Raw genomic sequence first — 13,545 nt, 5'->3', positions numbered from 1 at the left:
GAACGGGGGAAGAACTCGTACCACGAGCCGAACAACGCCCGCTCCCGCTCCACCAGCAACGGCAACGTCTCCGACGCCGTCACGAACTCCCGCAGCGGATACCGGGCCAGCACCGCGTCGACCTCCGGCGTCAACGCCGCGGCCAGGCGGGTCGCGGCGGGCCGGGTCTCGTCGCGCAGGGCCGCGACGGCGGCGAGGAGAACCTGCCGTTTGCCCTTCTTGGGGACGCCCGCGGCGGCCCGTTCGTGGAGCCGGGCGCCCTCCTCCAGGACCAGTTCGGTGTCCATGCCCGCCGGGATCTTGATCCGGGCATGGTGCCGCCAGGTGCTGACGGGATCGCCCCAGGCCTCCACGGTGTACGTCCAGTGGCCGGGGGCGCCGGCCGTGACCTCGGCGCCCCAGCGGTCGGTGCCGGGGGCCAGTTCGCGCATCGGGGTCCAGCGGCCCGGCCGGCCCTCCGGATCCCGAAGGACGACGTTGGCGGCGACGGCGTCGTGGCCCTCGCGGAACACGGTGGCCGAGACCTCGAAGGTCTCGCCGGTGACGGACTTGGCTGGCCTGCGTCCGTGCCGTACGACCGGGCGGACGTCGAGGACGGGGATCCGCCCGATGTCGGTGATGTCGCCGAGGGTGCAGGTGTCACCGGTGCCACCGGCGTCGTCCGCGGAGGGTGGCTCCGGGGCCGGCGGGCCGGCGTCGGCCGAGTGCACGGGTACTGCTTCGGCGCTCGGTGTCGGGCGTGCTGACGAGTGGTGCGTGGCGGGCATGACCGCTCCTGTCCGCGTCAACGTGGGTGGGCGGATGGCTGTGGGGAGGTGGGTCCTGCGTGGTGTCCCTGGGATCTGCCAGAGGGGTGTACCGGAGGAGCCTTCCCACCCTATTCGGGTGAGCAATCCGGCAGTTTGTTAACTACTCCCGCGTATGTCTGCCCACAGGACCGGCCCCGTTCAGGCCGAACGGGGCCGGTGCGCGTGTCAGCCCCCCTTCAGCGTGCCACCTGCACCAGTTTGTTCGGTGATCCGAGCCCCCGGCCGGAGACCTTTCCGGACGCCGCCCCGGCGACAAGTGCCTTGCCGACCTGGGCCGGAGTGGCCGTTCGGTGGGTTCCGAGATAGAGCGCGGCCACGCCCGCCGCGTGCGGCGACGCCATCGACGTACCGGAAGAGGTGGCGGTGGCGGTGTTGCTCGCGATGGCCGCCGAGGTGATGGAGACGCCCGGCGCGAACAGGTCGAGGGCGGAGCCGTGGTTGGAGAAGCCCGCCCTGGCGTCCTTCCTGTCGGTGGCGCCGACGGTGATCGCCTCCCGGACGTCCGCCGGGGAGTAGAGCGAGGCGGGCCGCCCGTCATTGCCCGCGGCGACCGTGTACGTCACACCGGACGCGATGGAGGCGCGTACGGCGGCGTCCAGTTGGGCGTTGTGGTAGCCGCCCAGACTGAGGTTGGCGACCGCCGGTTTCCTCGCGTTCCGGGTGACCCAGTCGATGCCGGCGATGACCTGGGCGGTGGTGCCCGCGCCCGCGTTGTCGAGCACGCGCACGGCCACGACCTTGGCCTTCTTGGCGATGCCGTACCTGGTGCCGACGGCCGTGCCGGCGACATGGGTGCCGTGACCGTTGCCGTCGCCGGCGCTCTTGTCGCCGTCGACGAAGTCCCAGCCGTAGCTCGCCCGGCCGCCGAAGTCCTGGTGGCCGATACGGATGCCGGTGTCGATGACGTACACCGTGGCCCCCGCCCCCGCGGAGTCGGGCCAGGTGTAGTTCCTGTCCAGCGGCAGGCTCTTCTGGTCGACGCGGTCCAGGCCCCAGGACGGCGGGTTCCTCTGGACGCGGTCCAGCGTCACCCGGGTGTCCTGGACGACCGAGGCGACGCGCGGATCCGCCGCGAGTTGCCTGGCCCGTCTCGCGTCGACCCGGACGGCGTAACCGTTCAGGACCGTGTCGTAGGTATGGCTGATTTTCGCCCCGTACGTCTCGGCGAGGCCCTTTCCGGCCGCCGACCGGGGGGTTGTTCCTCCCTCAAGTGTCACCAGGTAACTTCCGACGACGGATCCGGGTTGTCCGGCGCCGAGTATCCGCCCCTCCGGTACGGCGTGCGCGGGCAGGGTGATGGCCGAAAGCGTCGCGGCACAGGTCACCGCGATCAGGCCCCCCGCCACGCGCAGACGCCGTGTTCGCGTCCGTGCCATGGCTGTGTACCCCCTCCTCAACTCGGCATACGACGGCCGGGGGCACCACATGCGCGGCTTCCCGGGCCGGTACGCCACTGGCAGCCTCTCGTGCGGGGTGAAGTGCCACAAGGACGCCTACGGGGGTGGAATCGGCCATATCGGGTTATCGGGTGGGGTGGGTGACACGAGCCCCGTCGGGGGAGGCGTCGTGGTGAGGAGGGCCCGGTCCCCGATACCGTCGAGGCTGACGACGGGACGCACACCGCCGTGCGTCCTCTTCCGTACGCCCGCTTGAGGTGGAATGTGAAGGCGATCCGTCGATTCACCGTCCGACCCGTGCTCCCCGAACCCCTCCGGCCGCTCAGCGATCTGGCGCGCAACCTGCGCTGGTCCTGGCATGCGGAGACCCGCGATCTCTTCCAGTCCGTCGACCCCGAGCGCTGGGCCGCCGCCGGCTGCGACCCGGTCCGGCTGCTCGGCAGCGTGCCTCCCGCGCGCCTCGCCGAACTGGCCCAGGACCGCCGCTTCCTGCGCCGGCTCACCGCGGCCGCCGACGACCTGAACGACTACGTCACCGGCGCCCGCTGGTACCAGGTGCAGTCCGCCGGACTGCCCGCAGCCGTCGCCTACTTCTCACCCGAGTTCGGCATCACGGCCGCCCTGCCCCAGTACTCCGGCGGCCTCGGCATCCTCGCCGGCGACCATCTGAAGGCGGCCAGCGACCTCGGCGTCCCGCTCATCGGCGTCGGGCTGCTCTACCGGCACGGCTACTTCCGCCAGTCCCTGTCCCGGGACGGCTGGCAGCAGGAGCACTACCCGGTGCTCGACCCGAACGAACTGCCCGTCGCCCAGCTCAAGGAAGCCGACGGCACCCCCGCCCGGGTCTCCCTGGCCCTGCCCGGCGGCCGGCAGCTGCACGCCAGGATCTGGCTGGCCCAGGTCGGCCGGGTGCCGCTGCTGCTGCTGGACTCCGACGTCGAGGAGAACGACCTCGGCGAACGCGGGGTGACCGACCGGCTGTACGGCGGCGGCAGTGAGCACCGGCTGCTGCAGGAGATGCTGCTCGGCATAGGAGGGGTCCGGGCGGTACGGACGTACTGCGCGCTCACCGGCCATGCCGGACCCGAGGTGTTCCACACCAACGAGGGGCACGCCGGCTTCCTCGGCCTGGAGCGGATCGCCGAACTGTGCTCCGAGGGGCAGGAGTTCGACTCCGCCCTCGAAGCGGTCCGGGCCGGGACCGTCTTCACCACGCACACCCCCGTCCCGGCCGGCATCGACCGCTTCGACCGCGAACTGGTCGCCCGGCACTTCGGCCCCGACGCCGAACTCCCGCGCATCGACGTCGGACGGGTCCTGCAACTGGGCATGGAGACCTACCCCGGCGGCGAACCCAACCTGTTCAACATGGCGGTGATGGGCCTGCGCCTCGCCCAGCGCGCCAACGGGGTCTCCCTGCTGCACGGCAAGGTCAGCCGGGAGATGTTCTCGGGACTCTGGCCCGGATTCGACCCCGAGGAGGTGCCGATCACCTCCGTGACCAACGGGGTGCACGCCCCGACCTGGGTCGCCCCGGAGGTCTTCCGGCTCGGCGCCCGGCAGATCGGCGCCCAGCGCACCGAGGACGCGATGACCGTCGGCGGCTCGGAGCGCTGGGACGCGGTCGCCGACATCCCCGACCAGGACATCTGGGAGCTCCGTCGCGACCTGCGCGAGCAACTGGTCACGGAGGTCCGGGAGCGGCTGCGTGCCTCCTGGCGGCAACGCGGCGCGGGAACGGCCGAGTTGGGATGGATCGACGGGGTGCTCGACCCGGACGTCCTCACCATCGGGTTCGCGCGGCGCGTCCCGTCGTACAAGCGGCTGACGTTGATGCTGCGCGACCGGGACCGGCTGATGGACCTGCTGCTGCACGCCGAGCGGCCGATCCAGATCGTGGTGGCGGGCAAGGCGCACCCGGCGGACGACGGCGGGAAGCGGCTGGTGCAGGAGCTGGTGCGGTTCGCGGACGACCCGCGGGTGCGGCACCGGATCGTGTTCCTGCCGGACTACGGCATGGCGATGGCGCAGAAGCTCTACCCGGGCTGCGACATCTGGCTGAACAACCCGCTGCGTCCGCTGGAGGCGTGCGGCACGAGCGGGATGAAGGCCGCGCTGAACGGCTGTCTCAACCTGTCCGTCCTGGACGGCTGGTGGGACGAGTGGTTCCAGCCCGACTTCGGCTGGTCGGTGCCCACCGCCGACGGTGTCGGCACGGATGCCGACCGGCGCGACGACATCGAGGCCGGCGCCCTCTACGACCTGCTGGAACAGCGGGTCACCCCGCGCTTCTACGAGCACGGACAGGGCGGACTGCCCGACCGCTGGATCGAGATGGTCCGCCAGACCCTGACCCTGCTCGGCCCCAAGGTGCTGGCCGGGCGCATGGTCCGCGAGTACGTGGAGCGGCTCTACACCCCGGCCGCGCACGCCCACCGCGCGATGGTCCCCGACACCGCCCGGGAACTGGCCCGGTGGAAGTCGCGGGTGCGCTCCGCCTGGCACGGGGTGAGTGTCGACCACGTCGAGACGGGTGTCGCCACGGTCACCGCCGAACTCGGTACCACCCTCGGGCTCCGGGTCCGGGTCGGCCTCGGCGGGCTCGCCCCCGAGGACGTCGAGGTGCAGGCGGTCTCCGGCCGGGTCGACGAGGAGGACCGCATCACCGACGCCACGACGGTCCCCCTGAAAGCGGTGGGCGGACCGGACGCGGAGGGGCGGTGGGTGTACGAGGGTCCGCTCGCCCTGGACCGTACCGGGCCGTACGGCTACACGGTCCGTATCCTGCCCGCGCACCGACTGCTGGCTTCGGGCGCGGAGTTGGGCCTGCTGGCGGTGCCTTCGGAGGACGGGGTGGAGGAGGCGGGTGTGCTGATGCGGTGAGGCGGCCGGGTGCGTCGGCGGCTCAGATCTTCTCGACCGGCGCGCACAGCCGGCGCAGCACCGCCCCGCACCGGCGGGCGTAGGCGTGCTGGATACCCCGGGTCGCCGGGCCGCCCGCGCGGGAGTACCACTTGGCGCTCCGGCTGAACGCGGAGATCGTCAGCCAGACCGTGCCGTCGCCGGTGCGGTCCACGACGAAGGACTCCTCGCCGCACTCGGGGTGGCCGGGCAGGGTGCCGTAGGCCCAGCCGATGCGGCGGGGTTCCTCGACGGTCCAGACCACGCGGCAGGGGGCCTTTATCAGGCCGGCGAGGACGAGGGTGACGTCGACCTCGGGGGCGGCGCGGTCCGCGCTCGTGGTGACGCCGACGCCCAGTTCGCGGTGCATCTCCCAGGTCAGGACCGCTTCGGAGGCTCGGTGGAAGACTTCCTGGCCCTCCCCGACGCGGGAACGTACGTGCAGGGGGTGGAAGCCGGGCGGGCAGAAGCCGTTCTCACGGGTCGCGCCGACGTGGTTGTACGTGAAGTCCGCCGAGTACATGGCACCAAGAGTAGGGCGGCACCCGGGAATGCCTTCGTCCCGGGTGCCGCCCGCGTCCCGCTGTCGGACTAGCTCACGTTGATCGCGGACCAGGCCGCCGCGACCGCCTTGTACTCGGTGCTGGTGGAGCCGTACAGGGCCGCCGCCGCGCTGAGGGTGCCGGTGCGGGCGCCCGCGTACGTGGTGGTCGACGTGAAGTACTCGGTCAGCGCCTTGTACCAGATCTGGACGGCCTTGGCGCGTCCGATGCCGGTGAGCGTGGAGCTGTTGTACGTCGGGGAGTTGTAGCTGACCCCGTTGATGGTCCTGGAGCCACTGCCCTCGGAGAGGAGGAAGAAGAAGTGGTTCGCGGGACCGGACGAGTAGTGGACGTCGAGGTTCTTCAGCGTCGACGACCAGTAGTTGGCCGAGGAGCCGTCCTTGCTCGGCTGGTCCATGTAGCGCAGCGGGGTGCCGTCGCCGTTGATGTTGATCTTCTCGCCGATGAGGTAGTCACCGACGTCCTTGGAGTTCGCCGCGTAGAACTCGACGGCCGTGCCGAAGATGTCCGAGGTGGCCTCGTTCAGGCCGCCGGACTCGCCGGAGTAGTTCAGGCCCGCCGTGTTGGAGGTGACGCCGTGCGTCATCTCGTGCCCGGCGACGTCGAGCGAGGTGAGCGGCTTGGTGTTGCCCTCGCCGTCGCCGTACGTCATGCAGAAGCAGCTGTCGTCCCAGAACGCGTTGACGTACGCGTTGCCGTAGTGGACGCGGGAGTAGGCGGCGACGCCGTTGTTCTTGATGCCGCTGCGGCCGAAGGTGTTCTTGTAGAAGTCCCAGGTGGTCTGGGCGCCGTAGGCGGCGTCGACGGCCGCGCTCTGGTCGGTGGACGAGCTGGAGGCGGCGCCGGTGCCCCAGGTGTCGTCGGCGTCCGTGAACAGCGTGCCGGCCGAGGAGCTGGTGCTGCGGGCCTTGTTGTACGTCTTGTGGCCGCCGCGCGAGGTGTCGTACAGCTGGTACGTCGACCCCGACAGGTAGGTGCCGAGGGTGACGGTGCCCGAGTACACGCTCTTGCCGGTGCCGGTTTCGATGCCCTGGTACTCGAAGAGCTTCTTGCCGGTGGCGGCGTCGGTGACGACGTGCAGCTCGTTCGGGGTGCCGTCCTCCTGGAAGCCGCCGACGACGGTCTCGTAGGCGAGGGTCGGCTTGCTGCCGTTGCCGGCCCAGATCACCTTGCGGGGCGCGTCGCTGGCCTCGGTCCTGTCCGAGCCCGCGTCCTTGGCGAGGGTCAGCGCCTGCTTCTCCGCCTTGGCCGTGGAGAGGGCCGGCTTGAGGGAGGCGACCTTGATGGTGTTCTTCGTCGCCTTGGTGACGCCCTGGGTCGCGCCGGCCTTCGACTCGTGGACGACCAGGTCGCCACCGAGGACGGGCAGGCCCGCGTAGGTGCGCTCGTAGCGGGTGTGGACCGTGCCGTCGGCGTCCTTGACGACGTCTCTGACGACCAGTTTCTCCTTGGCGCCGAGGCCTATCTCCTGGGCGGTGTCGGTCGCCGCGTCCTGCTGCTTCTGGATGAGCGCGGTGCGGGCGGCCGGGGCGAGCGTGGTCGGCGCGGCGAGCGGCTTGGCGGCGGCGGTGCTGTCCGTGGGGGTCTGCGCGGAGGCGCTGACGGCGGTCAGACCGGTGGTGAGCAGGGCTCCGGCGGCGACGGTGGTGGCGATCGCCAGCGTGGTCCGCTTGTGACGCGCGTAGATGGGGGTCACACAAGCTCCTTGGTGGGGGAGTTCCGGGCAGTCGTGGGGCGACTGGCCGGGGTGGTGGTGAAGTTGTGCGGCGGGTGAGGGAAGAGTGGCATTGGGGGCGCGTACATGTCAGGACCCCCAGGTGATGTTGGCCGAAAGTCGACGTCCAGGTGAACATTGCGGGCATGTAAACCCACGTGACCTGGGCAAAGCGCCAACCAGGCGGCGGCATGGAATGGGCAAAAAAGGAGGCGCCGTCCCGGGGATTCGAACCACCGGGACGGCGCCTGCTCGTGGGGGGTCGTGCCTACGGGAGCAAGGGTGGTGCCTACGGGAAGGTGAGCTTCCAGGAGTTGATGCGGCCGGTGTCCTGCGCCGCGTTGTCCTGGACCCTCAACTGCCAGGTCCCGTTGGCGACCTCGGAGGACGCGTTCACCGTGTACGTGGTGTTCAGGTTGTCCGTGCTGCCGCCGGTGCCGTACGCCTTCAGCGTGTACGCCGTGCCGTCGGGGGCGACCAGCTGGACCTGGAGGTCACCGATGTAGGTGTGCACGATGTCGACCGCCACCGCGAGGTTCGAGGGCGCGTTGCCGGTCCGCCCGGACACGGTGATCGGCGAGGTGACCGCCGCTCCGTTGTCCGGAATCGATACGTCCGCCGTGTTCTCGAAGGAGGTGCCGCCACCGCCACCGCCGCCGGGACGCGCGCCGACCGCGATGCCGGCCCAGGCGTCCTGCACGGCCTTGTACTCGGCACTCGTGGTGCCGTACAGCTCACCCGTCGCCGCGAGCGTGCCGGTGCGGGCCGCCGCGTAGTTGGTGGTCGAGGTGAACTTCGTGGTCAGCGCGCGGAACCAGATCTTCTCCGCCTTGTCCCGGCCGATGCCGGTGACCGGAAGGCCGTCCGAGGTCGCCGAGTTGTAGCTGACGCCGTTGATGGTCTTGGCGCCGCTGCCCTCGCTCAGCAGATAGAAGAAGTGGTTGGCCGGGCCCGAGGAGTAGTGCACGTCGACCGAGCCGATGCCGGAGTACCAACTGTCCTTGGACGAGCCGTCCTTGCTCGGCTTGTCCATGTAGCGCAGCGGGGTGCCGTCGCCGTTGATGTCGATCTCCTCGCCGATGAGGTAGTCACCGACGTCGGAGGAGTTGTTGGCGTAGAACTCGACGGTCGAGCCGAAGATGTCGGAGGTCGCCTCGTTCAGACCGCCGGACTCGCCGCTGTAGTTGAGCCCGGCCGTGTTGGAGGTGAGCCCGTGGGTCATCTCGTGCGCGGCCACGTCGATCGACGTCAGCGGGTTGGCGTTGCCCGAACCGTCGCCGTACGTCATGCAGAAGCAGCTGTCCGACCAGAACGCGTTGATGTAGTTGTTGCCGTAGTGGACCCGCGAGTAGGCGCCGACGCCGTCGCCGCGGATACCGCTGCGCCCGTGCACGTTCTTGTAGTAGTCCCAGGTCAGCGCGGCCCCGTAGTGCGCGTCCGCCGCCGCCGACTCCAGGTTCGAGGGGCTGCCGTTGCCCCAGATGTCGTCGGGGCCGGAGAACAGGGTGCCGGTGCCGGAGGTGCCGCGGTTGAGGTTGTACGTCTTGTGGCCGCCGCGGGTGCCGTCCGTGAGGTTGTACGTCGACCCGGACTGCGTGGTGCCGAGGGTGACCGCGCCGCTGTACACCGTGTTGCCGGTGCCGGTCTCGATCGCCTCCCACTCATACAGCTTCGCGCCGGTCGCCGCGTCGGTGACGACGTGCAGCTCCTGCGGGGTGCCGTCGTGCTGGAACCCGCCCACGACCGTCTCGTAGGCCAGCGTCGGCTTTCCGTCGGCCGCCCAGATCACCTTGCGCGGGGCGCGGTTGACGTCGGGGCTCTTGGCGTCCTCCGCCTTCGCGGCCTTCAGCGCCTGCGTCTCGGCCTTGGCCGCGGACAGCCTGGCCGTGGTCGTCGCCGGCTTGATGGCGGCCCGGGTGGCCTTGACGACGGCGTCGGTCGCGTCGGCCTTCGTGCTCTCCACGACGAGGTCGCCGCCGAGGACGGGCAGGCCGTCGTAGGTGCGCTCGTAGCGGGTGTGGAGCGTGCCGTCGCCGTCCTTGAGGACGTCACGGACGACCAGCTTCTCCTTGGCGCCCAGGCCCAGTTCCTTCGCGGTGCTGGCCTTGCCGGCGTCGGCCGTGCGGATCAGGGCGGCCCGCTGGGCGGGGGTGAGCTTGACCGACTCGGCGCCCGGTATGACCTTGCCCGCGGCCGACGGTGCCTTCTCCGGGGCTGCGGTGGCGGCGCCCGACTGGACGGCCGCGGCGATCAGGGCGGAGACGCCGACGAGGGCCACGGCGGCGGCCCTGCGGCGCGAGGTGGTGCTGGTGTGGGGGGTGCGTCTGTGGGAGGAAGTTCTCAACACTGACTCCTTCTGCGCGGCCGCGGGTCACGCGGCCAGGGGAGACCGGTCGGCGGGTGGGCCGTCCGGGCAGATCAGGGGCGGTGCGTGAAACCTCGTGCGGGAGCTCGGGCCGTGACACAGCGGTGCAACTTGTGAGGTTGCTGTGGAGTGGCCGTGGGAAGAGTCGCAGGAGATGGCGGTTTCTGTCAGGACCGCGTCATGAAGTTGGCCGGAAATCGTTCGATGGCCGGGGGTTCATGTTCGGTATACGGACCTTTTGCCCGGGGGTCATCAGGCAGACGGTGGCCGGTCTCCGTGCCACGACCCCCACAGCGCCGCGTACGCCCCGCCCGCCGTCACCAGCTCGTCGTGCGTACCCAGTTCGGTCAGCAACCCGTCCTCCATCACGGCCACCCGGTCGGCGTCGTGAGCCGTGTGCAGACGGTGGGCGATGGCGATGACCGTACGGCCCTCCAGTACGGCGGCCAGGGCGCGCTCGGTGTGCCGGGCGGTCGTCGGGTCCAGCAGGGCGGTGGCCTCGTCGAGGATCAGGGTGTGCGGGTCGGCCAGCACGACCCGGGCGAGGGCGAGTTGCTGGGCCTGCGATCCGTCCGGACGCCGACTCCCCTCGCCGAGTGCCGTGTCGAGACCGTCGGGCAGCTCCCGTACCCACCTCTGCGCGCCGACCGCCGCCAGCGCGGACCACAGGGCGTCGTCCGTCGCGGAGGGCTCCGCGATCAACAGGTTGTCGCGGACCGTGCCCAGGAAGACATGGTGCTCCTGGGTGACCAGGACGACCTGGCGGCGCAGTTGCTCGGGGTCCAGGCCCACGACGGGCACCCCGCCGACCGTCACCGTGCCGGTGCTCGGCGCGTCCACGCCCGCCAGCAGCCGGCTCAGCGTGGTCTTGCCGGCGCCGGACGGGCCGACGACCGCCAGCCGCTCCCCGGGACGCACGGTCAGATCGACCCCGCGCAGCACCTCGCCGCCCCGCTCGTACGCGTAGCGCACACCGCTCACCTCGATCAGGTCGCCCACCGGGACGGGCGCGTCCACCGCGGCGGCCCGCGGAGCCCCGGCCAGCCCCTCCACCCGGGCGAACGAGGCCCCACTGCTCTGCAGTTGCTCCACCCGCACCAGGATCTGGTCGAGCGGCGACTCCAACTGCCGCAGATACAGGGCCGCCGCCACCACGGCACCCAGGCTCATCGCCCCGCGCGCGTGCAGCATCCCGCCGATCACCAGCACCCCGGCCACGGGGATCAGATACGACACCTCCACCGCCGGGAAGAACACGGTCCGCAGATACAGGGTGTGGAAGCGGGTGCGCCGGGACCTCTCGACGACCTCCCGGCTCGCCCGGATCCGCCGCTCCTCCATCCGGAGCGCCTCGACCGTACGCGCGCCCGACGCGGTCGCCGCGACGACCTCGGCGACCTCCGAGACGGCCGCGCCCTCCGCGAGATAGCCGTCCCGGGCCCGGCGCAGATACCAGCGCAGGGCGAACCAGATCGGCGTCAGACCCAGCACACCGACCGCGCCGAGCAGCGGGTCGATCACGAACACCGCGACCAGCGCGAACAGGAACTGCACCGAGTTGATGAGCAGTTCGGGACCGGCGTCACGCAGCGTGGTGCCGACCGTGGCCACGTCGGCGGTGCCGCGCGCCGTCAGATCGCCGGTGCCGGCCCGCTCCACCACCGACGCGGGCAGCGCCAGCGTGCGGTCCACGAACTCCTCGCGCACCCGCGCCAGCGTCCGCTCCCCGAACCGGTGCCCCACGTACCGCGCCCACCGGGCCAGCAGCAACTGGGCCAGCGAACACACCAGGAGGGCCCAGGCCAGCCGGTCCACGGCCGACACCCCGCCCCCGCCCCGCACGTCGTCGATGATCCGCCCGAGCAGCCACGGGCCGGCCAGCCCGACGCCGGCCGCCAGCGCGTTCAGCGCGAGCACCACCGTGAACGCCCGCCGGTCGGCCCTCACCAGCCGCACCGAGGCCCGCCGCACCTCGGCCGGTCCGGCGACGGGCAGCTGCCCGGCGGGGGCGGAGCCGGTCACCGTAGGGCCTCCTCGGCGTCGGCCGCGTGCGCGGCGTCCTCTGTCTCTTCCGTGCCCGCTGTGTCGGCTGGGTCTTCGGTGGTTCCGGCGTCCCGTGCCACCAGTGCCCGGTACTCCGGTTCCCGCTCCAGCAGTTCGCGGTGGCTCCCGGTGGCCGCGACCTTCCCGTCGACCAGGTGGAGCACGATGTCGGCCCGGTCCAGGACGAGCGGGGACGTGGTCGTGAGGACCGTCGTACGGTCCGCGCGGGCGGCCCGCAGCCGTTCGGCCACCCGGGCCTCGGTGTGGGCGTCCAGTGCCGAGGTGGGCTCCACGGCGAGCAGCACCTCGGGGTCGGCGAGCAGCGCCCGCACCAGCCGTACCCGCTGTCGCTGCCCGCCGGACAGGTTGCGGCCCTGCGCGTCGATCACCGAGTCGAGCCCGTCCGGCAGGCCCTGCACGATGTCGTCGGCGACGGCCGCCCGCACGGCCCGGGCGACCCGCTCCTCGTCGTCCCCGCCGCCGAGCTGTTCGCGCAGGGTGCCCGCGAACAGGTCGGACTCGTGGTCGGCGACCAGGATCCGCTCTCTGACCTGGGCCAGCACGATCTCGTCCAGCGGCACCCCGCCCCAGGTCGCCGCCGACGGCACATACCGGCCGAGACGGTCGAGCACGATCGCGGTGTCGGCGGGGCGGGCGCCGGCCAGCGCCGTCAGCCGCCCCGGCAGCACCCGTACACCCGAGTCGGGGTCGTGCAGCACCGAGGGCTCCGCGGGCGCGTCCCGGATCCCGGCGTCCTCCAGCGGCTCCAGCCGCAGGAACCCTACGACCCGCCGGGCCGCCACCAGCCCCCGGCTGATCTGGTAGCCGCACTCCACCCAGAACGCGACCGGCCCCACCAGCACCGCCACATAGCCGTACACCGACACCAACTCGCCCACCGTGATGGCCCCCTGGGCGGCCAGCCGGGCCGCCAGCCAGGTCACGACGGCCAGGAACAGCGTCGGCAGCCCCACCCCGAGCGCCTGCACCCAGCTGGTCACCGCCCCGACCCGGTATCCCTGCGAGCGCAGCCGCTGCGAGTCTTGGTGGAAGGCGTCGGCGAACAGCCCCTTGCCGCCCAGCCCGTTGAGGACCCGCAGCCCGCCCGAGAGGTCGGCGATCCGCGCGGTGAGCACGCCCTGCCGCTCCCGGTACTCCGTCTCGGTGCCCTGGAGCCGGGTGAGCAGCGGCCCGACGAGGACGACGATGACCGGGATGCCGAGCAGCACGACCACCGCGATGAGCGTCGACACCGACAGCAGCAGCCCGGCGACCACCAGATAGGCGACGACCGCGCCGACCCCGGGCCCGACGACGGTCAGCGCCTGGCTGATCGTCTGCACGTCGCCCACCCCGATCGTGACGACCTCCCCGGCCCCGGCCCGCCCGGGCAGCGCGGCGCCCAGCCGGACCGCCTGGCCGACGACGACCTTGACCGTGCGGAAGTTGGCGTCCATCCGCACCCGGGTCATCGTGCGGTGCCGCATGACGCTCAGCCAGGCGTTGAACGACCCCACCGCGAACAGGGCGACACTCCAGCCGACCAGCGCGCCCATGTCGCCCGGCTCAAGACCGTCGTCGATCGCCCGCGCCATCAGGTACGGCGTGGCCGCCAGCAGCACCATCCAGGTACTGCCCAGCAGCGCCCCGGCCGCGGACCGGCCGGACTGGCACCTCACCAGCCACCACAGATACCGGCCGCCGCCCCGCCGGTCGGGCGTGCCGGGATCCTCGTACGCGTCGATCACTTGCC

Annotated in this window: 8 protein-coding genes; 1 reads left to right on the top strand and 7 read right to left on the bottom strand. The window is 71.7% G+C overall.

The window, feature by feature from the left end:
- Together ACZ5VD_RS26690 and ACZ5VD_RS26685 are read right to left on the bottom strand one after the other, a co-directional pair.
- Positions 1-767 (bottom strand): maltotransferase domain-containing protein (locus ACZ5VD_RS26690; RefSeq protein ID WP_468683555.1); only part of this gene is annotated, 767 nt, incomplete at its 3' end.
- 218 nt (positions 768-985) lie between these two features.
- Positions 986-2,185, bottom strand: coding sequence for a S8 family peptidase (locus tag ACZ5VD_RS26685; protein WP_468548755.1), 1,200 nt, complete (start codon positions 2,183-2,185; stop codon positions 986-988).
- 285 nt (positions 2,186-2,470) lie between these two features.
- Here ACZ5VD_RS26685 and ACZ5VD_RS26680 point away from each other — a divergent pair, with 285 nt between their 5' ends.
- Positions 2,471-5,089 carry a glycosyltransferase family 1 protein gene (locus ACZ5VD_RS26680; protein ID WP_468683553.1) on the top strand — a complete coding sequence of 873 codons (2,619 nt, stop codon included), beginning with the start codon at positions 2,471-2,473 and terminating at the stop codon, positions 5,087-5,089.
- A 22-nt stretch (positions 5,090-5,111) separates the two neighbouring features.
- Here the strand turns inward: ACZ5VD_RS26680 and ACZ5VD_RS26675 are convergent, their stop codons facing one another.
- The 5 genes from ACZ5VD_RS26675 to ACZ5VD_RS26655 form a co-directional block, all read right to left on the bottom strand.
- Entirely contained in the window at positions 5,112-5,630 is a 519-nt protein-coding gene (locus ACZ5VD_RS26675; RefSeq protein WP_468548753.1) for a DUF1990 family protein, read from the bottom strand.
- Positions 5,631-5,698: 68 nt separating this feature from the next.
- Positions 5,699-7,366 carry a M4 family metallopeptidase gene (locus ACZ5VD_RS26670; RefSeq protein WP_468548752.1) on the bottom strand — a complete coding sequence of 556 codons (1,668 nt, stop codon included), beginning with the start codon at positions 7,364-7,366 and terminating at the stop codon, positions 5,699-5,701.
- Positions 7,367-7,673: 307 nt separating this feature from the next.
- Positions 7,674-9,731: a M4 family metallopeptidase gene (locus ACZ5VD_RS26665; RefSeq protein ID WP_468683551.1), complete on the bottom strand. Its 2,058-nt coding sequence runs from the start codon at positions 9,729-9,731 to the stop codon at positions 7,674-7,676.
- 270 nt (positions 9,732-10,001) lie between these two features.
- Complete coding sequence (locus tag ACZ5VD_RS26660) at positions 10,002-11,771, bottom strand: ABC transporter ATP-binding protein (protein ID WP_468683550.1); 1,770 nt, start codon at positions 11,769-11,771, stop codon at positions 10,002-10,004.
- A complete protein-coding gene (locus ACZ5VD_RS26655; protein ID WP_468683548.1) occupies positions 11,768-13,540 on the bottom strand; it encodes an ABC transporter ATP-binding protein in 1,773 nt (590 codons plus the stop codon). The genes ACZ5VD_RS26660 and ACZ5VD_RS26655 overlap by 4 nt, the downstream gene beginning before the upstream one ends.
- Positions 13,541-13,545: the final 5 nt, after the last annotated feature.

The sequence above is a fragment of the Streptomyces sp. NPDC032822 genome (assembly GCF_055578825.1).
Note: the sequence above shows the minus strand (reverse complement) of the source record. Positions and strands in the feature narration are given on the sequence as shown.

Excerpts from the sequence above, each read along its gene's own strand:
- ACZ5VD_RS26685 (WP_468548755.1), bottom strand. The coding sequence starts at position 2,185 with ATGGCACGGACGCGAACACGGCGTCTGCGCGTGGCGGGGGGCCTGATC.
- ACZ5VD_RS26675 (WP_468548753.1), bottom strand. The coding sequence starts at position 5,630 with ATGTACTCGGCGGACTTCACGTACAACCACGTCGGCGCGACCCGTGAG.